General features: G+C 31.3%; 25 protein-coding genes. 12 read left to right on the forward strand and 13 right to left on the reverse strand.

The features are described from left to right. The first annotated feature begins 21 nt into the window (after window positions 1-21). The 4 genes from LQ688_RS05365 to LQ688_RS05380 are packed head-to-tail and all read left to right on the forward strand — an operon-like array spanning window position 22 to window position 3,579. A complete protein-coding gene (locus LQ688_RS05365) occupies window positions 22-1,281 on the forward strand; it encodes a PTS galactitol transporter subunit IIC (protein WP_017000188.1) in 1,260 nt (419 codons plus the stop codon). Window positions 1,282-1,301: 20 nt separating this feature from the next. Further along, window positions 1,302-2,333, forward strand: a complete 1,032-nt coding sequence (locus tag LQ688_RS05370) for a zinc-binding dehydrogenase (RefSeq protein ID WP_017000187.1) — start codon at window positions 1,302-1,304, stop codon at window positions 2,331-2,333. Between the two features lie 23 nt (window positions 2,334-2,356). After that, entirely contained in the window at window positions 2,357-2,506 is a 150-nt protein-coding gene (locus LQ688_RS05375; RefSeq protein ID WP_167751250.1) for a hypothetical protein, read from the forward strand. Between the two features lie 35 nt (window positions 2,507-2,541). After that, window positions 2,542-3,579 (forward strand): galactitol-1-phosphate 5-dehydrogenase, encoded by a 1,038-nt coding sequence (locus LQ688_RS05380; protein ID WP_239752665.1) that lies wholly within the window; start codon window positions 2,542-2,544, stop codon window positions 3,577-3,579. 696 nt (window positions 3,580-4,275) lie between these two features. Here the strand turns inward: LQ688_RS05380 and LQ688_RS05385 are convergent. Next, entirely contained in the window at window positions 4,276-4,833 is a 558-nt protein-coding gene (locus LQ688_RS05385; protein ID WP_218708118.1) for a helix-turn-helix domain-containing protein, read from the reverse strand. A gap of 107 nt (window positions 4,834-4,940) precedes the next feature. Here LQ688_RS05385 and LQ688_RS05390 point away from each other — a divergent pair, with 107 nt between their 5' ends. After that, window positions 4,941-5,525: a LysE family transporter gene (locus LQ688_RS05390; RefSeq protein WP_147640787.1), complete on the forward strand. Its 585-nt coding sequence runs from the start codon at window positions 4,941-4,943 to the stop codon at window positions 5,523-5,525. A 38-nt stretch (window positions 5,526-5,563) separates the two neighbouring features. Here LQ688_RS05390 and LQ688_RS05395 read toward each other — a convergent pair whose 3' ends face one another. After that, window positions 5,564-7,207, reverse strand: a complete 1,644-nt coding sequence (locus LQ688_RS05395; RefSeq protein WP_231051432.1) for an alpha-keto acid decarboxylase family protein — start codon at window positions 7,205-7,207, stop codon at window positions 5,564-5,566. A 213-nt stretch (window positions 7,208-7,420) separates the two neighbouring features. On the opposite strand from LQ688_RS05395, the gene LQ688_RS05400 reads away from it, so the two are divergent. After that, a complete protein-coding gene (locus LQ688_RS05400) occupies window positions 7,421-7,870 on the forward strand; it encodes a MarR family winged helix-turn-helix transcriptional regulator (protein ID WP_016999873.1) in 450 nt (149 codons plus the stop codon). 62 nt (window positions 7,871-7,932) lie between these two features. Next, entirely contained in the window at window positions 7,933-8,280 is a 348-nt protein-coding gene (locus LQ688_RS05405; protein WP_218708122.1) for a hypothetical protein, read from the forward strand. Between the two features lie 59 nt (window positions 8,281-8,339). On the opposite strand, the gene yidC is transcribed toward LQ688_RS05405, so the two are convergent. Both yidC and LQ688_RS05415 read right to left on the reverse strand, forming a co-directional pair. Then, a complete protein-coding gene (yidC, locus tag LQ688_RS05410) occupies window positions 8,340-9,107 on the reverse strand; it encodes a membrane protein insertase YidC (protein ID WP_070045193.1) in 768 nt (255 codons plus the stop codon). Window positions 9,108-9,142: 35 nt separating this feature from the next. Continuing rightward, window positions 9,143-9,412: a hypothetical protein gene (locus LQ688_RS05415; RefSeq protein ID WP_016999860.1), complete on the reverse strand. Its 270-nt coding sequence runs from the start codon at window positions 9,410-9,412 to the stop codon at window positions 9,143-9,145. 165 nt (window positions 9,413-9,577) lie between these two features. Between LQ688_RS05415 and LQ688_RS05420 the strand changes: the two genes are divergently transcribed. Next, window positions 9,578-10,501, forward strand: coding sequence for an ABC transporter substrate-binding protein (locus LQ688_RS05420; RefSeq protein ID WP_239724030.1), 924 nt, complete (start codon window positions 9,578-9,580; stop codon window positions 10,499-10,501). Window positions 10,502-10,626: 125 nt separating this feature from the next. Here the strand turns inward: LQ688_RS05420 and LQ688_RS05425 are convergent, their stop codons facing one another. From LQ688_RS05425 to LQ688_RS05450, 6 genes are all read right to left on the reverse strand, one after another. Continuing rightward, complete coding sequence (locus tag LQ688_RS05425) at window positions 10,627-11,592, reverse strand: FecCD family ABC transporter permease (protein ID WP_239724028.1); 966 nt, start codon at window positions 11,590-11,592, stop codon at window positions 10,627-10,629. Beyond that, complete coding sequence (locus tag LQ688_RS05430; protein WP_239724140.1) at window positions 11,592-12,575, reverse strand: FecCD family ABC transporter permease; 984 nt, start codon at window positions 12,573-12,575, stop codon at window positions 11,592-11,594. The genes LQ688_RS05425 and LQ688_RS05430 overlap by 1 nt, the downstream gene beginning before the upstream one ends. 72 nt (window positions 12,576-12,647) lie before the next feature. Further along, window positions 12,648-13,604 carry an ABC transporter substrate-binding protein gene (locus tag LQ688_RS05435; protein WP_194200451.1) on the reverse strand — a complete coding sequence of 319 codons (957 nt, stop codon included), beginning with the start codon at window positions 13,602-13,604 and terminating at the stop codon, window positions 12,648-12,650. A 221-nt stretch (window positions 13,605-13,825) separates the two neighbouring features. Beyond that, on the reverse strand, window positions 13,826-14,209 hold the full coding sequence (locus tag LQ688_RS05440) for a hypothetical protein (protein WP_239752666.1): 384 nt from the start codon (window positions 14,207-14,209) through the stop codon (window positions 13,826-13,828). Beyond that, complete coding sequence (locus tag LQ688_RS05445) at window positions 14,202-14,591, reverse strand: hypothetical protein (protein ID WP_239724024.1); 390 nt, start codon at window positions 14,589-14,591, stop codon at window positions 14,202-14,204. The genes LQ688_RS05440 and LQ688_RS05445 overlap by 8 nt, the downstream gene beginning before the upstream one ends. Before the next feature lie 11 nt (window positions 14,592-14,602). Further along, entirely contained in the window at window positions 14,603-15,238 is a 636-nt protein-coding gene (locus LQ688_RS05450) for an NDxxF motif lipoprotein (protein ID WP_239724022.1), read from the reverse strand. A 262-nt stretch (window positions 15,239-15,500) separates the two neighbouring features. Between LQ688_RS05450 and LQ688_RS05455 the strand changes: the two genes are divergently transcribed. Then, complete coding sequence (locus LQ688_RS05455) at window positions 15,501-16,862, forward strand: CitMHS family transporter (RefSeq protein WP_070045196.1); 1,362 nt, start codon at window positions 15,501-15,503, stop codon at window positions 16,860-16,862. A gap of 265 nt (window positions 16,863-17,127) precedes the next feature. On the opposite strand, the gene LQ688_RS05460 is transcribed toward LQ688_RS05455, so the two are convergent. From LQ688_RS05460 to LQ688_RS05470, 3 genes are all read right to left on the reverse strand, one after another. Then, a complete protein-coding gene (locus tag LQ688_RS05460) occupies window positions 17,128-18,063 on the reverse strand; it encodes a mechanosensitive ion channel (RefSeq protein ID WP_016999842.1) in 936 nt (311 codons plus the stop codon). Window positions 18,064-18,272: 209 nt separating this feature from the next. Then, a complete protein-coding gene (locus LQ688_RS05465) occupies window positions 18,273-18,758 on the reverse strand; it encodes a GNAT family N-acetyltransferase (RefSeq protein WP_064205047.1) in 486 nt (161 codons plus the stop codon). A 98-nt stretch (window positions 18,759-18,856) separates the two neighbouring features. Further along, complete coding sequence (locus LQ688_RS05470; protein WP_070045197.1) at window positions 18,857-19,198, reverse strand: DUF4889 domain-containing protein; 342 nt, start codon at window positions 19,196-19,198, stop codon at window positions 18,857-18,859. Window positions 19,199-19,390: 192 nt separating this feature from the next. On the opposite strand from LQ688_RS05470, the gene LQ688_RS05475 reads away from it, so the two are divergent. From LQ688_RS05475 to LQ688_RS05485, 3 genes are all read left to right on the forward strand, one after another. Further along, a complete protein-coding gene (locus tag LQ688_RS05475; protein WP_194200444.1) occupies window positions 19,391-20,281 on the forward strand; it encodes a fructose bisphosphate aldolase in 891 nt (296 codons plus the stop codon). A 171-nt stretch (window positions 20,282-20,452) separates the two neighbouring features. Further along, window positions 20,453-21,742 carry an MFS transporter gene (locus LQ688_RS05480; RefSeq protein ID WP_064205070.1) on the forward strand — a complete coding sequence of 430 codons (1,290 nt, stop codon included), beginning with the start codon at window positions 20,453-20,455 and terminating at the stop codon, window positions 21,740-21,742. A 5-nt stretch (window positions 21,743-21,747) separates the two neighbouring features. Beyond that, window positions 21,748-23,175 carry a glycoside hydrolase family 32 protein gene (locus tag LQ688_RS05485; protein WP_239724020.1) on the forward strand — a complete coding sequence of 476 codons (1,428 nt, stop codon included), beginning with the start codon at window positions 21,748-21,750 and terminating at the stop codon, window positions 23,173-23,175. The last annotated feature ends 122 nt before the right edge of the window (window positions 23,176-23,297 follow it).

Consider the following 23,297-nt stretch of genomic DNA (forward strand, 5'->3'; position numbering starts at 1 on the left):
AAAAAGAGGATGGTGTAGGGTATGAGTGGTTTCGTAGATTTTATTCAAGCTTTTCTAGACTTAGGTGCAACGGTTATTCTACCGATTGTTATATTTTTACTAGGTTTATTCTTTAGACAAAAAGTCGGTGCAGCATTCCGTTCAGGTTTAACAATCGGTGTTGCATTCGTAGGTATATTTTTAGTTATTGATTTACTTGTAAATAACTTAGGACCAGCAGCACAAGCAATGGTTAAAAACTTAGGTGTAAGTTTAAATGTTATTGATGTAGGTTGGCCAGCAACTTCTTCAATCGCTTGGGCTTCAGTTATTGCAGCTTTTATCATTCCATTAGGTATCGTTATTAACGTCATTATGTTATTAACAAAGACTACAAAAACAATGAACGTAGATATATGGAACTTCTGGCATTACACATTCATGGGTGCCATGGTTTATGCAATTTCAGGTAGTATTTGGCAAGCTTTAGTCGCTGCTGCACTATTCCAAATTGTTTGTCTGAAAGTAGCAGACTGGACAGCTCCAATGATGAGCGAGTTCTATGATCTACCAGGTGTTTCAATTGCAACTGGTAGTACAATTTCATATGTTCCTGGGATTTTCTTAGTAAAAGGACTTCAAAAAATTCCTGGCATTAACAAATTAAACGCTGATCCAGAAACAATTCAAAAACGTTTCGGCGCATTTGGTGAATCTATATTTGTTGGTTTAGTTCTAGGTTTGATTATCGGTATATTAGCAGGTTATAACGCTGGAGATGTTATTAATTTAGGTATGTCGATGGCAGCAGTAATGGTATTAATGCCTCGTATGGTTAAGATTTTAATGGAAGGTTTAATGCCAGTTTCTGAATCTGCACGTACTTGGTTAAATAAACGATTCGGTGATCGTGAAATTTACATTGGTCTAGACGCAGCAGTTGCACTTGGCCACCCAGCAGTTATTTCAACTGCATTAATTTTAGTACCAATTACAGTTTTATTAGCAGTTATTTTACCTGGTAACCAAGTCTTACCATTTGGTGACTTAGCAACAATACCATTTATTGTTGCATTTATAGTAGGTGCCGCACGTGGTAACATCATACATTCTGTAATTGTCGGTACAATTATGGTTGCTATTTCTTTATACATCGCAACAGATGTAGCACCTATCTTTACTAGTATGGCAGATGGAACAAACGTCAAAATGCCATCAGGCTCATCACAAATCTCAAGTCTTGACCAAGGTGGTAACATCTTAAACTATATTATCTTCAAGTTCTTTAGTTTGTTTAATTAATAATAAGGGGATGAAAGTTCATGAAAGCATTAGTAAAAACTGAACCTGGATTTGGTAATTTAGAAATATTAGAAAAGGAAATTCCCACACCTTCTGAAAATGAAGTGAAAATAAAAGTTCATTATGCTGGTATTTGCGGTACTGATGTACACACGTATGAGGGTCACTATAAAGTAAACTACCCTGTTACATTAGGTCATGAATTTTCAGGAGAAATTGTCGAAGTAGGCTCAAATGTTAATGATTTTAAAGTTGGCGATCGTGTGACTTCAGAAACAACTTATTATATATGTGGTGAATGTGAATATTGTAAAACTGGTGACTACAACCTTTGTAACCATAGAAAAGGTCTAGGAACACAGCAAAATGGTGGATTTACTAATTATTTAGTTGCTCGTGCTGCAAGCGTTCATAAATTACCTGATAACGTATCTTATAAAGCCGCTTCTATGACAGAACCATTAGCTTGTGCTTACCATGCTGTTTCTAAAATCGATATTTATCAAGACGACACTGTTGTAGTTATGGGGCCAGGTCCTATAGGATTATTAGTCGCTCAAGTTGTGAAAAGTAAAGGCGGAAAAGTCATTATTACTGGCTTAGACAACGATAAAGCACGTTTAAAAAAAGCAGAAGAACTGAACTTAGATCACGTTGTTAACATCCAACATACTGATTTGAAAGAATACGTTAATGGTTTAACAGATGGTTATGGCGCTGATGTAGTATTAGAATGTTCAGGTGCTGTACCAGCTGCAAAACAAGGTCTTGATTTATTACGTAAAAAAGGCCGATATGTTCAAGTTGGTATTTTTAAAGACCCTGAAATTCCTTTTGATTTAGAAAAAATCGTACAAAAAGAAATTAGAGTTGTTGGTAGTAGAAGTCAAAAACCTGCAGATTGGGAACCTTCATTACAACTATTAAGCACTGGAGAAGTTAACGCTGAGGCGCTCGTTACTACTGAATTAGATATAACACAATGGGACGAAGGATATAACCACATTAAAGGTGGAGAAGGTATTAAAGTATTACTCCGCCCTATCCAATAAATTATTAAAGGAGATTATTGAATATGGTAGAACCAATGTTAGATTTTATGCTTGGACCAATGAGAGGTATTACTGATTTTTACATGAATAACTTACTCGTTTGTAATAGTGCTGTTTTCTTAAGTTACTTTGGAGCAAAGTTATTCAAGAAGAAAGAAGTTTCTGCTGACTAGTCATAACAATTTATAATCAAGGGAGGGTGAAACATTTGAAATCATTAAATTTATACGGTGTTGAAGATTTGAGATTTGAAGATACATTAAATCCTACTATCCAAACACCTACTGATGTCATTATTAAAGTAAAAGCAACTGGCATATGTGGATCAGACACTTCACGCTATAAGAAACTTGGTCCTTACCGAGAAGGGATGACTTTCGGTCATGAATTCTCTGGTATAGTTGAAGAAATCGGAGATAAAGTTACACATGTTAAAGTTGGGGACTCGGTAACGGGTTGCCCTGCAATTGCATGTCACACTTGTCAGTATTGTGAAAAAGGTGAATACTCAAGATGTGAAAAACTCTATGTTATAGGTTCATATGTACCAGGTTGCTTTGCTGAATATATCAAATTACCCTCACATAATGTATTAAAATTACCTGATAACGTCGACTTTGATACAGCAGCTATGGTTGAGCCATCTGCTGTTGTATCACACGGTTTTTATCGTACCAATATGAAACCCGGTGCTACTGTAGCAGTGATGGGATGTGGTAGTATTGGCTTACTAGCTATCCAATGGGCAAAAATATTTGGCGCTACAACAATTATTGCTATCGATATAGATAGTCATAAATTAGATATAGCTAAAGAACTCGGTGCAGACTATATCATTAACTCAAAAGATAAATCACTCGAAGACGCAATATCAGAAATCAATTGTAAAATAGATGTCGCTGTAGAATCTGCTGGATCACCTTTTACTATCGGACAAGTACTTACACTCCCTACTAAAGGTGGAGAGGTATTACTATTAGGCATACCTTATGCAGATATCGAATTAGAACGCACACATTTTGAAAAAATATTACGGAACGAATTAAACGTTTTAGGTTCATGGAATGGTCTATCTGCACCATTTCCTGGGAAAGAATGGACTGCAACATTACATTATATGGCTACTGGAGAAATCCAAGTTGAACCTATCATTTCAGATAAGTTACCATTAAGTGAAGGTCCAGATACATTTTATAACCTAGTTAATAAGAAGAAACATTACGACAAAGTTATATTCCATCCATAATTTCAACATTGCCATATATCAATAATAAGCAAAGGTAACGGGATTGGGATCGAAAAAAGTTTGATAAATAATTCCTAACTCAAAATAAATAACATCTCATTTCACTGATTTATTCAGTTAGAAATGAGATGTTATTTTTATATAATCTACTACGATTTTGTTCGTGCATGCTTGTTTAGGTTATGAGTCTAGGATTCAATATCTCAGGCCTTTTGTTATATTGGCAGTAGCTGACTGGATTAGGACTATTCCCTAAAGCGTCAGTGCTTTACAAAATCGTGGGAAGTAATGTGCTAACGGGCTTGTTCACAACCACTTGCTCGTTAGAAAATATAACGGGCTTGTCTTATATTTCTTGCACGTTAGAGCCTCATATCAGATATTTTTGGTGTAAAATTACTTTGAAATAATGAAGATTAATGCGCTAACGGGCTTGTTCACAACCACTTGCTCGTTAGAAAATGTAACGAGCTTGTCTTATATTTCTTGCACGTTAGAGCCTCGTATCAGATGTGTTCAATGTAAAATTACATTAAAATAAGGAAGGATATTGCGCTAACCGGCTTGTTCACAACCACTAGCACGTTAGAAAATGTAACGGGCTTGTCTTATATTTCTTGCACGTTAGAAGCTACTCACGCTGACACAACAAAAGTCCAAGACAATTGTTATGCCCCGACCCGGTTTCGTTGTTGTTTACAATGAAGCGTAATGTATTGTCATATTTATTTTAGTTGTATCATTACCTTTATTGCGGTAACTGTGCTGACAGTTTGCTTTGAATTTAATTGAATCATTCTTTTCTAGATAATAAGTTTGATTATTAACTACTAGTTCTAGTTCTCCTTCATATACGGTTAAATATTCTGTTGCACCGTTTGTATGTCGTTCACTTTCTAAAAATCCACCCGGTTCAATTTCAACCATATAGATTTCAAATTGTTTATCTTGTTCAAATGAGAAATATGGATAAACTTTATATTTATCATTATCCATCGTCATTTCGTGTAACTCTGATTTTTTAATGACTTCAATATCTTCAGTTTGCTCTTCTATTAAAGAAGTAAATGACAATTTTAATCCGTTAGATATTTTCCAAATAGTTGAGATGGATGGTATTGAATCCAATCTTTCAATTTGTCCAAGCATTGTTTTGCTAACGCCTGTCATTGTCGCTACTTTATCTAAAGTTAGCCCTTCATTTTTTCGATATTTTTTTAGATTTTCTGCTATTATTTCATGAATCTCTCTCATACAATTTCACCTTCTTATTTACAATATAACGCACTAAAGTTATAATATAAAGCACAACAACTATAACGAATATAAAAACGTTATAGCATATTTAGGGAGGTTTTTAAATGCTCGTTCTGTCTATGACCATTTACGCTGTAGTTTCTAGTTTCACGCCTGGCCCTAACAATATAATGTCTCTTTTTTATTCCAAACATAACGGCATGATTGGTTCTTTAAGATTTTGTATCGGTGTCGGTTTAGGTTTCTTTTTATTATTACTTATTTCAAACTTTTTTAGTTCATTTTTATATCAAGTATTCCCTAAAGTTCAATTATTTATGAAGATTTTTGGTGCTGTGTATTTATTATATTTAGCTTATAAAATTGCTACAAGTAAAAGTACAGATGAAAATGGTTTTAGCGAAAAATATAATAACATTAAATTTGGAATGGCTCTTCAATTCATCAATCCTAAAGGTACAATTTATGCATTGAGTGTTGTCGCAGCTTTTGTTACACCTAATTTTGAAGATCCATTATTGCAATTTATACTGCTTATTTATTTAGCTTTAATTGGTTTCTTAGGAACATTTAGTTGGAGCGTTTTTGGTAGCATCTTCAAAAAATTTATAAACCAATATGAATTAATGTTTAATCTTATAATGGCATTACTACTCGTTTATACTGCTATAAGCATCCTATATGTATAAAAAGAGGCATTATTTAAAACAATGCCTCTTTTTTAATATTAACTATTTTGTTTAGAAAATGCTTTACCAATTGCGTCTAATTTTACTGGTGCGTCTGAAGCTGCCATTTTCACTTCGACAAAATGCATTTGATTTGGTTTTGAATTAATGTTTAATAATGTTTTTTCTAAGTCTTCAGATGTTTCTACATCATGTATAGCGACTTTATCTTTCCCACCGAAGACTGCTGGTAGTAGTTTATAATCCCACATTTGAATGTCATTATATGGTTGGTTTTCACCATGAATTTTACGTTCAACAGTATAACCATCATTATTTATCACGAATATAACAGGTTTTAAATCTTCTCTAATCATCGTTGAAAGATCTTGTGCTGTTAATTGTAATGAACCATCACCTATTAATAAAATATTTCTTCTATATAAATCAGCAAGTTGTGTACCTAAAGTTGCTGGTAAAGTATATCCGATTGAACCCCATAAAGGTTGTCCTATAAATGTATTATCTTTGTATAAATTTAAGTCATAAGCGCCGAAGAATGACGTTCCTTGTTCAGCTAACACAACATCATCAATACCTATAAACTCTTGCATCATTTTAAAGTATGTTTCTTGCGTTAACGGTTCGTTATTCACTGTATAGTTGCCTTTTGCTGCACGTTTAAGCTTTGGATATGATGCTTTATTTTCATAATTCACATCAAGTAAACCATTTATAAGATTTGGCAACGTGATATCAAATATTTTTGTTTCATTTAATTTGAAATTGTAATGATTAATCATTACGACATCATCAATATCAAAACCAAATGAATACCCTGCCGTAGCTGAGTCTGTTAATTTTGCACCGATATTTAATATTGCATCACTATTATCTACATAATTTCTAATGTTTTCTTCAGCGATACTACCATCGTAAATTCCCATATATAACGGACTTTCTTCATTAAATGCACCTTTACCTAAAGATAATTGTGCTACTGGTATTTGCGTTAATTGTGCAAATTCGTTTAATTGTTCATGCAGTTTAAAACTATTTATTTCATGTCCTGCGATAATAACAGGTTGTTTAGCAGATTGAAGTTTTTCTTGAACCATCTTAACAATATTAGAAACATCTTGTTGTTCCGGTTCAGCTAATTTAAATCCTTCTGTAATTTCAATTTCAGATTGTGCTACATCAATAGGTAAATGTATGTGTACTGGTCTCTTTTCAGATAGTGCAGCATTAATCAAGCGTGGAATTTCTTGTTGCGCATTCTCTGTTGTAATATACCCTTGAGCTGTTGTAATTTCTTCATACATTTTTCTATAGTTGTCGAATTGCCCTTCTCCTAAAGAATGGTGTACATATTTTCCTGCATTTTCAACTACAGTACTAGGTGCTCCAGTAATTTGAATGACAGGTACACGTTCAGCATATGAGCCTGCAATCCCGTTTACAGCACTTAATTCACCTACTCCAAAAGTCGTTACCATTGCAGCAATTCCATTCAATCTTGCATAACCGTCAGCTGCATAGCTTGCATTCAATTCATTCGTATTACCAACCCAATCTAAATTTTCATGGCTTATAATATCATCTAAAAATGCTAAGTTAAAATCACCAGGAACACCAAAAACTTTGTTTACCCCAGCTTCACTTAAACAATCCATTAAATATTCCCCAACACGTTTTTTCATGTCCATTCCACCTTTATATATATTGAATAACTATTTAGGTCAATTATATTGACCTATTAGTGTAAAAAAATATCTTTGGATATTTCTTATAGTTTCTTTAATCTATCTAACAATTACTATTGTATGCCTTTATACTAATTAAGTCAATTAACTTGACCTATAAATGCGTTTTATTCTTTTTTCTATTATAATGAACAAAAAGGAGACGACACTATGGATAATAAAAATAATTATGATCATATGCTTTTTTACTTCGCATACAAAACATTTATAAATACAGCAGACGACATCATTAAAGATCACGGAATGAGTAGACAACATCATAGATTTTTATTCTTTATTGATCAGCTACCTGGCATTACGATTAAAGACTTACTCGAAACATTAGAAATATCTAAACAAGCTTCGCATGCATCATTGAAAATGCTTAAAGAAAAAGGACTTATAAGAGATGCCGACTCACCAAACGATAAACGTGTAAAATGTCTATACCCAACTGAAGAAGGCAGTGCACTAGTAAACAAATTAAACCGTGCCCAAAATGAATTACTACAAGAAACATTTGGAGAAGCAGGAACAGACTGGCATGAAGTAATGGAGCAACTTGCGGACCATCGTTCAGGATTCAAAAATATAAAGTCACTTAAACCAAAAGATAAATAATCATTACCTACAGAAAAAGGTGTTCATTTCAGAATAAAACTGTACGAATAGGAGAACACACTATGTTAAGCAAAATCAAATATCTTATCTCATTAACACTTTTCATTATGTTTTGTGGCTGGGTAATATCAGATTCTATAGATTGGTTAGCTCTCATTTTTATAATATTCTTTATGACGATTTTCCTTTTTGTATTCCAAATACGGGATGAATCGTTTAGAACATTTAAAGTAAAAGATGCGTTAATTTATATACTTCCATTTATAATAATATTTACAGTTATACACTTTTTAGTACCTATAGGCGCAACGAGGAATATCTTACTTGTTTCATTAGCGGTTATATTAGTAATAATACAACTGGTAATAAAAAAGCGTAAAAAGAATGCAACTTCAAAACCGACTAAATAAAAAGACCCCTCCAATCCTCTAGATTTAATCTCGGATTGGAAGGGTCTTTTTGTTTTATATTATGACGTACTTGTTTGTACTTCAATTTCTTCTTCGTGATAATTAAAGTATTTATTTGATATATACTGCTGAATAATTAAGACGATTGCACTAGCGCTCCAATATAATGGTAATGCTGCTGGCATATTCAAGCTCACAATAAATATCATAATTGGACTTATATACATAATATATTTCATTTGGTTATTAGATTCATCTGGTAAATAACGTGTTGATAAATATGCTTGTAATAAATATAATCCACCTGCAATCAGAGCCATGTATATATCTGGTGTGCCTAGATTAAACCAAGCAAAGTTATGACTTGCTAATGCATCATTATTATATATTGCAAAGTATAATGCCATTAATATTGGCATTTGTATCAACATCGGTAAACAACCCATGTTTAAAGGATTTACATCATTATCTTTATATAAAGCCATCATTTCTTGGCTGTATTGTGCTTTTTCAGTTTCATCTTTAGCTGATTTCATTTTCTTATTAATTTCGTCTATTTGTGGTTTAAGTTGTTTCATTTTAAATTGCATTTTCTTCTGCCCTTTAAAAGAACGTAACATGAAAGGCATTACAATCAATCGTACACATAGCGTTACAATGATGATACCTATTCCGTAACTATTACCGAAAAATGATGCAAAGAATTTAATAAGATGAACAAATGGTTCAACAAATGTTGAATGGAACATGCCACCTTCTTGTGGTGCACATCCTCCTAGTATTAATGATATTGCTAAAAATGCGATTACTGTGTATAGTTTTTTCAAAAAATTTTCCTCCAATATATTAAATAAAATATGATTTAATATATTGGCAACGCGTCTTCTTCATCGACTGTTTTCGACAGGCATTTTATTCTCCATCTTAATATAGGTACCATCCATACAAAAATATACTGATCTTGTACTTCAGTAGATGGTTGTACATGCCATGTCTCGTTCAATTTGATACTTGCTTGCATTTCTAAGTATACAAATAGAAGCGTTAATAATATTGGAATGAAGTAATGTATACTAAACGTTAAATAATTAAATAATATATCTTCTCCTAGTAACCCTATGAGCCATTCCATTATTATCTCACTCCTTTCAAGTATCGATTCTTTTTTAATTCTACTTGTTTTTACCTAATTCTTCAAATGTTTCCTATTTTAATTTTCCAAAAATTTATTGTAATGGTTTTTCAATTTGGTATAATTGAGAAGAATTATCATTTACAAAAAAATAGGAGGACGATGATGAAAAAATTATCCGTTTTTATGCTTGTTTTAGTTATGCTTTTAGCAGCTTGTGGGAATAGTAACACTAAAGAAAATAGTAAAGAATCAGAAGGCAGTAAATCTGATACTAAATCATTTACGAACGATTCTGGAGAAAAAGTTGAAGTTCCAAAAGACCCTAAACGTATCGTTGTATTACATCCAACATACGTGGGCGCATTAGTAAAATTTGGACATAAGCCAGTAGCTGTACCAGAATTTGTTAAGCAGAATAAAGTATTAAATGATGTTACAAAAGATTCTAAGAAGATTGATAACACAAACGTTGAACAAATTGCCAAAGCAAAACCGGATTTAATTATCGCAACATCTCAAGACAAAAATTTAAATAAACTTAAAAAAATAGCACCTACTGTTACTTTCGATAACATGAAATCTACATATGAAGACAATACAAAACTGCTAGCTGAATTAGTTGGAGAACAAGACAAAGCAGATAAATGGCTTAAAGAATGGAAAGCACAACTATCTAAAGATAAAAAAGAACTGGAATCATTAATAAAAGGAAAAACAGCCACTATTTTACAGCAAACACCTAAAGGGCTCATTGCATTTAACGATAAGATGGGCAGAGGTGGAGAAATTATATTTGATGGTTGGGGATTAAAATTACCTGATGAATTAAAATCAGCAACTAAAAAGACAAGCACACTCACTATCACTCCAGAACAATTTGATCAATATTTAGGAGACTATGTTATTATAGCTGCCAATGGCGACCAAAAAGCGCAATTTGAAGAAACTAATGTATGGAAAAATACAGATGCTATGAAGAACAATCATGTGGTGAAATTTGACGTTACAGAAACACAATATAATGACCCAATCTCATTAGAGAAACAAAGAGAAATATTCTACAAAGCATTTAAAGAAATGAAATAACTTTATAAAAAGACCTTTCCATCATATTTAGATAATGGAAAGGTCTTTTTGTAACTTTCGATATATTTTTTAGACTTCCTTCTGTCTGAAGTAAGACAACCCTCACACTCACCTTCTCTACATACTCATTTCTCTTTTTTAAGTAAGAATAAAAAGTATGGTGCGCCAATTATTGCAGTAATAACCCCAGCTGGGATTTCTACAGGTGGTGCAATACCTTTACCAATAGCATCCGCTAAAAGTAAAAATATAGCCCCTATAATAGATGATACTGGTAAAAGTCTTATAGCTTTTCTTCCTACTAATAACCTTGCAATATGAGGAGATATTAAGCCGATAAAACCAATTGTACCTGTAACAGATACGACGGAACCAATACATATTGCTGACATGAATAAATAAGCACTTCTAATAATACTTACCTTTTCTCCTAAACTTATGGCCGCTTCATCACCTAAACTTAAAATATCCAACTTATTTGCGAATATAAATATCAATGGTAATATACATACACTCGGTATAAAATTCCACAAGTCATCAAAATCTCTACTCCATACACTACCCGACAGCCAAAGCAATGTAGTATTGATATTATCTGGATAGCGTATCATAAAGTACTGAATACCAGCTTGGCATATAGCACTTAAAGCTACACCAATTAAAGCTATCGTATAAGTTGTCGCTTGAAAAATCCTCCCCAAGAACATAATGATTATAATCATTATAACCGCACCAAGAAATGAAGAAATACCTAGATAATAGAATGGCAATGCTGGTAATAGTAATGACTGCGCAACGGCAAATAATCCAGCTCCTTTAGTAACACCTATAATATCAGGTGAAGCCAATGGATTTCTAAGTAATGTTTGTACAATAGCACCTGCTAATCCTAATAGTAAACCTGAAATTAAAGAAATGACCATTCTTGGTATTCTATATGTATATAATACAAATGCATAATCATCAGTTGTTCCAGCAACCGTGTTTAATGTATCTTTAAATGAAATGAATTGTGATCCGACTTGTACATGTAGCAAGATACTTATAATCAGAACAACTATCACAATGATAAACTTCCATTTATACTTCATTATTTAAGACCACTCCTTCCATTTTTACAAAGATATAAGAAGAATGGTCCCCCGATTAGTGCTGTTACAATTCCAACTGGAGATTCATATGGATAAGCAATGATATGTGATAACGTATCTGCATATACGAGAATAACTGCGCCTGTTAATGCGGTGAAGTATAAGTTCTTCTCATACCCTCCACCTATTAATCTTCTTGAAATATGAGGTGCAATTAGACCTATAAATGCAATTGGTCCTGCTACAGCTACAGACGAACCAGCTAATATAATCACAATAAAACTAAAAATTAAATATTTAAGTTTCTTATGAAGACCTAAGCTCGTTACAAATATATCCCCTAATGATAAAACGGTTAAGTCTTTAGATAAAAATAAAGCAACAGATACACCTATTACAAACCAGGGTAATAAGATTTGTACACCATCCCAATCCTTACCATTTAATGAACCCGTTAACCAATACAAAACATCAGTAGAATTCTCATTAAGTATTATCAACACTTCAGTTATGGAAGATAATAATAAATGGATTGTCATACCTGCTAATGCTAATCGTACATGATTATTCTCGTGTCCATAAATAAACGTATATACTATCAACCCACCTACAATTGCACCTAAAAAAGCAATATAAGGATTAATTGTATCTGAATGGCCTGGTAAATATACAATTGAAGCAACAAGTAACAATGCTGCTCCTGCATTAATTCCAAATGTTTGAGGCGATGCCAAAGCATTTTTAGTTAAAGCTTGCATAATAGCACCGCCTACAGCTAAACTTATTCCTACCATTATAGCAACGAATAATCTTGGCAAACGAATCGTATTAATAATCAGCGCATCTTTAGAGTGATCATCTGCTACAATGGCATTAAATATCGTCTTTAAACTCATAAACGTTGAACCTATGCTCAAATTCAATATCATACCTATCACTAATATGATAATCATGACCATTGTTATAATAGACTTTCTCTGCATCATTTCACCAACTAAATATTGAAATGATGGAACAATGAATGCATAAAACTACACACTCATTGTTCCATTCAATTATTTATTATTTTTCTCTACATCTTTCATGATGTATTCATTTGCTTTGAAACCTCTAAATCTAGTCCAATAATCTCTATCCACTTCTTGAATTTGACCCTTTTTATAAGCACTTAACTCTTTCCAAAGTTCTTTGTTTTTCCATTCATCAGTAATCGGTTTATCTTTATCAGAAGTAATAATTAATTTATCCGGATTTACTTTAGATAATGTTTCTAAGTTTACTTCTTCATACGCTTTATTAGATTCAATCGCATTTTTCATGCCCATTTTCTCTAATAGTTGGCCTACATAAGAATGCGAGGTATGTGCTTGGAATGCATCTTCACGCGCAACAGCAATCATAACTTTTTCATCTTTATTAGAAGCTTTTTCATTTTTTGATTTAGCTTCTTTTAATTTATCTTCTAAATCATCCAACATCTTTTTGCCTTCATCTTCTTTGCCCATTGCAGTTGCTACTTTTTCAAATGAAGCATTTACATCGTCAAAGCTTGCTTCTCTACTCTTTAAAATCATCGTTGGTGCGATTTTCTTAAGATCTTCATAAATTCCTTTATGTCTTTGAACATCTGCAATAATTAAATCTGGTTTTAATGAACTAATCGATTCTAAGTTAGGTTGTTTACGTGTACCTACAGAAGTATATTTCACTTCTTCTCCATATAACTTCTTAATAATTTCTTTTTTATTGTCATCAGCGATACCAACTGGTGTCGAACCTAAATTTTTAACAGCATCAGCAAATGAATATTCTAATACAACTATATTTTTAGGTTTATCTTTAAGTTGAACCGTACCCAATTCATCTTTAATTTCTATTGATTTTTCTTGTTTAGGTTCCTCACCTTTCGCTTCTTTATCTTTATCATTTGATTTATTACTATCACTACAAGCTGTTAAAAATAACGCACTAGCAACAAGTAACATAACTAATAACCTCTTATAATTATTCATATTTTTCCTCCTTTTATAATTGATAACCGTTATCAATTATAAAATATATGGAAATAAATGTCTATATGTTTTGATATAAAATTCTGAAAATACTATCGTTTCAATTAAATATCAATATTTTTATTCAACAACATTTCAAGAAGTTTATTCTTTCTATATAAAAATAAATAAAAAATACGCTTGTGGATGCATTACAAGCGTATTTTTATACAATTTATCTCTTATGAATTTGTTTCATTATTAGTATTTTTAATTAAATATTTCTTTTCAATATAACTGTGAACGAATCCAATGATAGTGTAAATAATGATATAAAAAATACTCAAATTACTATTAGACTTCCAAAATAGAATAAAATATGATAATGCAATACACATTATTATTATAGCTAGTCCTATTTTAAATAACATAAATTTTTTAATATTTTTAGCTACCTTTTTAGCTCTTAACCATTCGAAGAATAAATACGAAATCGTAGCGATAAAAATAATAATATAAGTACCTTTATCTAAACCAAATATTTTTACTGCGCCTAGACTTATAAATATTACTATAAATATTGTAACTACCCTCATTAAATCTATATTATTTAGCATTCTATTCATCAACATACTCAAACCCTTGTATTTTATATATTTTTTTATTGAACATTATAAATATAACTAGTGCTACAATCCCATATATGATAACACCAATAAAACTTTCCCAATAATTACTATAGTATACAGTCACACCTAGTAATAAGAATATTATTGATTGAAATATTCTATATTTTACGGAAACCAATGGTTTACGTTGATATCTAGCCATCCTATAATCAGAAGCGATAAAAAACAATGAATATAAACAAGTCGATAACGTGATCACAATTGAATAAGCAAATTGTATATAAAACTTCGAACTTAATATAAAATAAACTAATAGAATGGCGAACCCTAATATATGTCTACAGTCATCTATAAAAATTGCTAACTTCATTTTATTCATTGGTAATTCAATCACCTTTCAAATGCTTTTGTTTTAATATCAATGCTTTTAAGAAACTTTTCTATTTTCTGTTGTTGTTTACCATTAACTTTATCGCTATCTGGTATTATATCTTTCACTTCTTTAATTGGTATTTCACCGTCATTAGCCTTTTTTTCCATTTGTTGAATACTATTATCAAGTTTACTTAAAGTATCATTATAAGCTGTAAAGTACTCACTTATTCTATATGTATCTTTTTTGTATTCGCTTGGTAATTCATTATTCTTTAAATAATTAGAGAAGTTTTGATCATTCTCGTCTAACAATTTACGAGCTTGTTCTAATTGCTTAGTTTCTTCATTTGTTAAATTTTGTTCATCACATACTTTTTCTTCAATTTTTGAAGTTACATTATATACTGATTCATTTGTATTAAGATATTTTTGAATACTTTTCTTCACATCATCTTTAGTTAATGATTGATTGTTGTCATCTGTTTGAAATACATCTTTAGGCAATTTTGCTTTTTCTTGTTGTTTTGATTTTACAATTTTATCTGAATCACTTTTCTCTGATGAATCCGTCTCTTTGTTGCTATCATTTGAGCATCCTATAAGCGTTAGAGTAATCATGATGCTAAATAGTGCTATTATGTATTTATTCAATTTATATACCTCTTCAATATATTATTATACAATTAAAAACTTTATATATTTCTTTAATTATTTAAATTATAACATAATATGTAAAATATCAAACCATGATTAAAAATTTTATAATATCAAAAACTAAAAATTCTTAAAATTCAGTACATTTTTACTTTCTATAATGATATACTAATTAAAGCTTTCTATAAGAGTTCATTTTGCATAGAAAGTTTTTGTTTAACATTATTTGTAAGCGCTTAATTAAAGAGGGGGATCATTCATGGAAGAAGCAAATACAATGTTAACAATTGTGGGGCTTATTATTATAATATCCATTGTCACAATGTTAATTTTTAAAAAGGTCAGTCCAGTAGTCGGTATGACAATAATACCTATTATTGGCGCATTAGTTCTTGGACATGGTTTCGGAGATATACGAAAATATGTAGATTCTGGTTTTGATCAAGTATTTAATGTAGCAGTAATGTTTATTTTCGCGATTATATACTTTGGAATTATTTCAGATAGCGGCTTATTTAGACCGTTAGTTAAAGGCATGATTAAATTAACACGTGGAAATATTATTATCGTAGCAATTGTCACAACCATTATTGGTACTTTTGCACAACTTGATGGTGCTGGTGCCACTACTTTCTTATTAGCGATTCCTGCTTTATTACCTTTATATAGAACACTTAAAATGAGTCCTTATTTATTAGTGTTACTACTTGCGCTAAGTGCCGCTATTATTAACATGGTGCCTTGGGGCGGACCAATGGCTCGTACTGCTTCAGTTCTAAAAGTAGATAATATTAATCAGCTTTGGTACAACATCATACCTATACAATTAATAGGCATCGTCTTAGCAATTCTATTTGCTATTTATTTAGGCTTAAGAGAAAAGAAACGTATTGCAAGAGAATTTCCTGATGAAGAAACAATTAAAGTAGACATGAATGAAATTATTGAAAATTATCAAAAAGATCAAGAAGAAAATGCTTCAATTAAAGGTGAAGCTAAAAAACATACTTATATTCTTTGGCTCAATCTTATACTTACAATTATTATAGTTGCAATGATGTTATTAGACATCGTTCCACCAGAATTAGCATTTATGATTGGTGTCGGTATTGCATTACCATTAAACTTCAGAGATGTTGACGAACAAATGGATCGCTTACGTGCACACGCACCTAATGCTTTAATGATGGCCGCGGTTATTTTAGCTGCTGGTGTATTTTTAGGTATTTTAAATGAAACAGGCATGTTAGAATCAATCGCGTTATCATTGATTGATATAATACCAACAGCAGTTGGACCTTATCTACATATTATAATTGGTATGCTAGGTGTTCCATTAGATTTATTAACTAGTACAGATGCATATTACTTTGCTGTGTTACCAATTGTAGAATCAACTGCAAGTCAATTTGGTGTACCTTCACTTTCAACAGCCTATTCATTAATGATAGGAAACATAATCGGTACATTCGTTAGTCCATTTTCACCTGCTCTTTGGTTAGCAGTCGGGCTAGCTGAAATTAATATGGGTAAATATATTAAATACGCATTCTTCTGGATTTGGGGATTTTCAATCGTTATGCTATTTATCGCAATTTTACTAGGTATTGTAACAATTTAAATATAAAACTCGTATTTAATAAATAATAACCACCTTGGGATATAAGTCCCTAAATCAAAATAATGCTCCTAACCCTTTAGTTAAATCTACTAAGGATTAGGAGCATTTATTTTGATATGTGATTTGTTTTATATTATGGATTTACTACGTTGTTAATTATATAAAATATGGTGCTACTAGGATTTTCTATCTCATTAATCTAAATCATAATACAAGAGGCTGGGCAATTATTTTAGCTCAGCCTCTTTATTTGGATTCTTCAATATTATTTATCAGAGTCTGCTTTGTCTTCAACTTTTCTTAAAGTTTTTTCTGCGAATGACTTACCACCGATACCGAATGAAATAGCAAATGCTACTGCAACAGCACCTAAGATAAGTAAGAATGCTACGTTAACAATACTTTGAGCAAAGTTTAATTGATCTAGTGTCATAAATACTGAAACAACAATTACTAAATACTTAACAATTTCTGCTACAAGACCATTGCCTGTAGATTTTTTGATAAGTTTAGATAATAAGTTACCACCAACAAAACCGATTACTAAGATAATAGCTGCTGAGATAACTAATGGTAAGTAACCAATAATTGCTTCACCAATTGTATTTAACACTTGTAAGTTTACAGTGTGTAAAGCTTCAACAACAAAGAATAAACCAATTATTGTTGTAAGAATCCAGCCTGTAGCTGAAGGAATATCTATACTTTCTTTGTTTTCACCAAAATTAACATAATGGTTATAACGACTAACATTTAAATTAGTTAATAAGTTTTTAACTAATGTACCTAATACTTTAGCAATAAATAAACCAACTATTAGTATTATTACTGCTACTATAACTCTAGGTAAGAAGTTTAAAATACTATCCATCATATTTTTAATAGGTGTTGATACTGATGTCATATTTAATGCATCAAACACTGATGGCAAGAATAATAGGAAAATAATGAAGTAAGCTAGTTTGCCGAATGTTTGAATTAAACCTTCTGATTCAGATTTACCACTACCTGCTTCAGTTAATCCTTTTTTCTCTAACCATTTTTCAAATCCAATAGCTCTTAAGCCTTTTACAATAATCGTTTTAACAATTACTGCAATAATCCAAGCTACGATTAATAAAATAATCGCACTAATTAAATTTGGAATAAATCCAATAATGCTATCTAATGCATTCATAAATGAATCTGTAATTTTACTCATATATATATCCTCCTTTTTTAGTATGTTACCCTAGTATTATATTAATAATCATATTTTTATTAATAATTCTAAAAAAACTTTAAAAAAATTTAATCTCGTTGTTTATTCTTAAATTCCAAAAAATTAATATCCTAATATATTAAAGTGTATGTAATCGATATATAAAATAAAAAACCATATTGCGATATTCATTTATCGCAATATGGTTTTTATAAATCTTTTATCATACGGGTTTCACGTAAAACAACACCATGTTCACTTAATTCTACTTTTCCATCTTTTTTAAACCCACACTTCTCATAAAAATTCACTGCTTGTAAATTATCTTCAATTACCCACAGACTTAATTGATCATATTCCTGTTTCATTTTCTTCTCAGCTTCTATCATTAATTGAGTACCTACACCTTGGTTTTGATATGCTTCAAGTAAATAAATGACGAGTATTTCTCCACAATTTTCACTAGTATCATCATCTTTATCTTTAGCATACATTAAAAAACCTACTATTTTATTATCTATTTCAGCAACAATACAAGGTGCATTAAATTTATAATGATTTTCTATGTAAGACTCCAAAGTAATTTCATCTAAATAACTCTCAGGAATAATTCCTTTATACGTTGAAAGCCATGACTCATAATGCACTTTAGCTAATTCTTCAATATCAGATTCTTTCTTCTCTCGTAATAACATAATATATCCCCCTTGATGAACTTATTAAAAGTAATTTTACCATATATAATAATTTTGTATAAAAAAACGCCAAAATCTAAATGATTTTGGCGTTTTCATTACATGTCCATGTCCATATCCATTTCATGTATTTTCATCATAAGACCATGTGGAATATCGTCATGATCTACTATATCTTTTTTATAATAAGTTTTACCGTCATCATTAGAAATAAGTTTTACAAAGTCACCTTTTTTAGGTTTAAAGTCTTCTGTATTCTTAATTTTAACATTTTCTGTTACTTTATTATCTTTTTCACTTACTACTTTTTCAGCTGTAGTGCTATTTTCCATGTAACCATAATAAGTAGATTTTTGTGTTGAAGACATCAACAATACGGCTACAGCGATTGCTACGAGAGCTAAACCAGAAATAAGTGCAATTGCGTATTTTTTATTCATTGAGAAACCTCCCTATCCTCTATAATAAAGCGTCAGTCCAATTTATGAAATGACATAGCCTTAAACTTCTTAAATTCGACATAATTGTAGAAACTAATTTATACATAATATTTTTCATGAAACTTAAATACTTGCGATAACTTTTATTATTCATCATACTGTACATGTAGAAAATCATAAGGAGTGGAAAAAATGAGCCAAGAACAATTTGATAAAATTAAAAACGGTAAAGGTTTTATAGCAGCACTAGATCAAAGTGGTGGTAGTACTCCAAAAGCATTGAAAGACTACGGTATTGATGAAGATCAATATAATAGTGAAGATGAAATGTTTACACTTGTTCACGAAATGAGAACACGTATCATAACATCTCCAGCATTTAACGCTGATAAAATTTTAGGTGCTATATTATTCGAGCAAACGATGGATCGTGAAGTAGAAGGTAAATATACATCTAATTATTTAGCTGATAAAGGTATTGTACCATTCTTAAAAGTAGACAAAGGTCTAGCTGATGAAGAAAATGGTGTTCAGTTAATGAAACCAATAGAAGGTTTAGACGAACTATTAAAACGCGCTAAAGATCGCAATGTTTTCGGTACTAAAATGCGTTCAAATATTTTAGAAGCTAATAAAGACGCTATTACTAAAGTAGTACAACAGCAATTTGAAATTGGAAAACAAATTATCGAAGCAGGTTTAGTTCCAATTATTGAACCAGAAGTTAATATCAACGCTAAAGATAAAGAAGAAATTGAAGATATTTTAACTGAGGAAATTGCTAAAGAATTAGATAAATTAAACGATGATCAATTCGTAATGTTGAAATTAACAATTCCAACAAAACCTAATCAATATAAATCATTAATAGAACATCCAAACGTAATTCGTGTTGTTGCCTTATCTGGCGGTTATTCAAGAGATAAAGCAAACGAATTATTAAAAGAAAATGAAGGCTTAATCGCTAGTTTCTCACGCGCATTAGTTACAGACTTATTCGCAGGACAATCAAAAGAAGAATTCGATAAAGGCCTAGCAGACGCTGTAGAATCAATCTACGACGCTTCAGTTAATAAAAATTAATAAATATAAAACTCATATTTAATTTAGTATCAATCATTTTGAATTCCATAAAAATGATTGATACTATTTTTTTGATTTTATATGTTAACCGGTTGACATATTAGTTATTTAAATATACACTTCTTTATAGGAAAGCCCTTTCAAGGTTCAGGAGGTATTATTTAATTGCAAATGTTTCAAACTTTTAAGAACAAGTCTTACTTGCAGTCTTCATTTACTTTATTAATATTTTTCGCGTCATGGTCCATTTGGTGGTCATTCTTTCAAATTTGGCTTACCTCAGAAAAAAATGGTCTAGGTTTATCTGGTAGTGAAGTTGGTACGATATATTCAGCCAACTCATTCGTAACTTTAATTCTAATGTTCGCATATGGTATTCTTCAGGATAAATTAGTATTGAAGAGAAGTTTACTTATTTTCTGTGCTACGATGTCAACGTTAGTAGGTCCATTTTTCATATGGATTTATGCACCACTCATTCAAAATCACTTTACGATTGGAATAATAGTTGGTTCACTATTTCTATCTGCTGGCTTCCTTTCAGCCGCTGGTATTTACGAAGCTGTTTCTGAACGTTTTAGTCGTTATTTTGATTTTAAATATGGTCAAGCGAGAGCATGGGGTTCGTTTGGTTACGCTATATCAGCTTTAGTTGCAGGATTTTTATTTGTTAAAAACCCAGAGTACAATTTCTGGATAGGTTCAATTTTAGGTTTATTTTTATTATTAAATTTAATATTTTGGAAACCTAAACAAGAAGATAAAGCTAAAGATGAAATTCGCGATGAGGATGTTGATAGTTCTATTCCGAGTTTCAAAGAGATGCTCGATTTACTTAAGTTACCCCACTTATGGGTAATCGTTATTTTTATTATGTTCTCATGGTCGTTCTATACAATTTATGACCAACAAATGTTCCCGGATTTTTACACACAATTATTCAGTTCACCTGAAACCGGCCAACAAATGTATGGTACGTTAAATTCTATTCAAGTATTTTTCGAAGCTTTAATGATGGGTGTTGTGCCTATCATCATGTATAAATTAGGTGTTAGAAATACTTTATTGCTTGGTGTCTGTGTAATGGTTGCTAGAATCGGACTCAGTGGTGTATTAACTACGCCATTTACGATTTCAATTATTAAAATGATGCATGCTATTGAAGTACCATTATTTATGCTTCCAATGTTTAGATATATTACGCTACATTTTAATCCTAAGTTGTCAGCCACTTTATATATGATTGGGTTCCAAATAGCTGCTCAAATTGGACAAGTTATATTATCAACACCTTTAGGAACGCTAAGAGATAACATAGGATACAGCAACACATTTTTAGTGATTTCAGGAATTGCTTTAATATCAGGAATTTTTGCGATATTCGCATTTAAAAAGGATGACGAAGATGTTTATGGTGATCCATTTATTCGTCAAAATCAAATAAAAAGGAAAGAGGTATAATTGACATGACAAATGAACAAATACAATTAACAGATGATAGATATAGGTTAGGCTACCACGTGATGGCCAAATCTGGTTGGATTAATGATCCTAATGGATTTTGTTATTTTAATGGCTATTATCATATTTTTTATCAACATTATCCATATAGTGCAGAATGGGGTCCAATGCATTGGGGACACGCAAGAAGTAAGGATTTAGTACACTGGGAAGACTTACCGATAGCACTTGCTCCGGGTTCTCCAGAAGATAAAGATGGTTGCTTCTCAGGAAGTGCTATTGTTAAAGAGGATACTTTATACTTATTCTATACAGGTCATCACTACTATGGCGATGGTGACCCAGATAACTTCTGGCAAAACCAAAACATGGCTTACAGTAAAGATGGTATAAACTTTACTAAATACGAAAATAATCCAGTAATTGCTTCTGAGCCAGAAGATAATACTCATCACTTTAGAGACCCTAAAGTTTGGAAAGAAAATGATAAATATTATATGGTACTAGGAAGCCAAGAAAAAGATGGTCTAGGTAGAATTATTCTTTATAAATCTGACGATTTATTAAATTGGGAATACATTGGTGCACCAAGTAAATCTAAAGGATTAAAAACAGAAGGCTTTATGTGGGAGTGCCCTGATGTATTTAGATTAGATGGCAAAGATATTTTATTATGTTCACCTCAAGGTATAGACAAAGAAGAGAAAAAATATTTAAACTTATTCCAAAATGGTTATTTTGCTGGTCAATTTAATGACGACAACACAGAGTTTAATAGAGGTAATTTCCAAGAATTAGATTTTGGACATGATTTCTATGCAGCTCAAACAACTCAAGCGCCTGATGGTCGTAGAATCCTCATTGCTTGGATGGCGATGTGGGAAAGCGACATGCCTGAAAAAGAAGATGGCTGGGCTGGAGCATTAACTTTACCAAGACAACTACACATTAAAAACGAAAAAATATATATGAAACCTGTTAAAGAATTGAAATCACTACGAAATGAAAAACTAAATTCAGACAGCACAGAATTAAAAGATGACCTTTTATTAATAGACGATTCTTCTCATGTAGAAATTAATTTAGAACACAAATTCACATCAGAACAAAATGCTGAAACATCATTTTATTTAACTGATAAAAATGGAAATAGCATTTTAAACTTGAAATATAATTCTAACACTAATGAATTTGAGTTATATCGCAAAGATACAGATGATACAAGATATGCCAACATTCTTAGCGATGACAAAGTTAACTTGCGCATATTTATCGATACAAGTTCTATAGAGATATTCATTAATGACGGAGAAGCTGTGTTCACAGAAAGATATTATTTAGAAGAAAATCCACAAGTTTGGATAAATGCTTCAGACTCAGTTTCAACGAACTACGAAATTTATGAACTAAATAATCAAGCAATCAAATTCTAATATACGTATTTACAAAACCATCAAAGTTTTCACTTTTAGTGTCTACTTTGATGGTTTTTTCGTTTATATAACACACCATGTTTATAATCCAGTATGATTTTCATTTAGTATTTAACGATACA

Origin of the sequence: Mammaliicoccus sp. J-M40 (assembly GCF_022386395.1) — a bacterium.
Classification (GTDB): Bacteria; Bacillota; Bacilli; order Staphylococcales; family Staphylococcaceae; genus Mammaliicoccus; species Mammaliicoccus lentus.

Bases quoted from the DNA above. Each gene is read 5' to 3' on its own strand.
- LQ688_RS05365 (WP_017000188.1), top strand. From the start codon at position 22: ATGAGTGGTTTCGTAGATTTTATTCAAGCTTTTCTAGACTTAGGTGCA.
- LQ688_RS05370 (WP_017000187.1), top strand. From the start codon at position 1,302: ATGAAAGCATTAGTAAAAACTGAACCTGGATTTGGTAATTTAGAAATA.
- LQ688_RS05375 (WP_167751250.1), top strand. From the start codon at position 2,357: ATGGTAGAACCAATGTTAGATTTTATGCTTGGACCAATGAGAGGTATT.
- LQ688_RS05385 (WP_218708118.1), bottom strand. From the start codon at position 4,833: ATGAGAGAGATTCATGAAATAATAGCAGAAAATCTAAAAAAATATCGA.
- LQ688_RS05390 (WP_147640787.1), top strand. From the start codon at position 4,941: ATGCTCGTTCTGTCTATGACCATTTACGCTGTAGTTTCTAGTTTCACG.
- LQ688_RS05395 (WP_231051432.1), bottom strand. From the start codon at position 7,207: ATGAAAAAACGTGTTGGGGAATATTTAATGGATTGTTTAAGTGAAGCT.
- LQ688_RS05400 (WP_016999873.1), top strand. From the start codon at position 7,421: ATGGATAATAAAAATAATTATGATCATATGCTTTTTTACTTCGCATAC.
- LQ688_RS05405 (WP_218708122.1), top strand. From the start codon at position 7,933: ATGTTAAGCAAAATCAAATATCTTATCTCATTAACACTTTTCATTATG.
- LQ688_RS05415 (WP_016999860.1), bottom strand. From the start codon at position 9,412: ATGGAATGGCTCATAGGGTTACTAGGAGAAGATATATTATTTAATTAT.
- LQ688_RS05420 (WP_239724030.1), top strand. From the start codon at position 9,578: ATGAAAAAATTATCCGTTTTTATGCTTGTTTTAGTTATGCTTTTAGCA.
- LQ688_RS05425 (WP_239724028.1), bottom strand. From the start codon at position 11,592: ATGAAGTATAAATGGAAGTTTATCATTGTGATAGTTGTTCTGATTATA.
- LQ688_RS05430 (WP_239724140.1), bottom strand. From the start codon at position 12,575: ATGCAGAGAAAGTCTATTATAACAATGGTCATGATTATCATATTAGTG.
- LQ688_RS05435 (WP_194200451.1), bottom strand. From the start codon at position 13,604: ATGAATAATTATAAGAGGTTATTAGTTATGTTACTTGTTGCTAGTGCG.
- LQ688_RS05440 (WP_239752666.1), bottom strand. From the start codon at position 14,209: ATGAATAGAATGCTAAATAATATAGATTTAATGAGGGTAGTTACAATA.
- LQ688_RS05445 (WP_239724024.1), bottom strand. From the start codon at position 14,591: ATGAATAAAATGAAGTTAGCAATTTTTATAGATGACTGTAGACATATA.
- LQ688_RS05455 (WP_070045196.1), top strand. From the start codon at position 15,501: ATGGAAGAAGCAAATACAATGTTAACAATTGTGGGGCTTATTATTATA.
- LQ688_RS05460 (WP_016999842.1), bottom strand. From the start codon at position 18,063: ATGAGTAAAATTACAGATTCATTTATGAATGCATTAGATAGCATTATT.
- LQ688_RS05465 (WP_064205047.1), bottom strand. From the start codon at position 18,758: ATGTTATTACGAGAGAAGAAAGAATCTGATATTGAAGAATTAGCTAAA.
- LQ688_RS05470 (WP_070045197.1), bottom strand. From the start codon at position 19,198: ATGAATAAAAAATACGCAATTGCACTTATTTCTGGTTTAGCTCTCGTA.
- LQ688_RS05475 (WP_194200444.1), top strand. From the start codon at position 19,391: ATGAGCCAAGAACAATTTGATAAAATTAAAAACGGTAAAGGTTTTATA.
- LQ688_RS05480 (WP_064205070.1), top strand. From the start codon at position 20,453: ATGTTTCAAACTTTTAAGAACAAGTCTTACTTGCAGTCTTCATTTACT.
- LQ688_RS05485 (WP_239724020.1), top strand. From the start codon at position 21,748: ATGACAAATGAACAAATACAATTAACAGATGATAGATATAGGTTAGGC.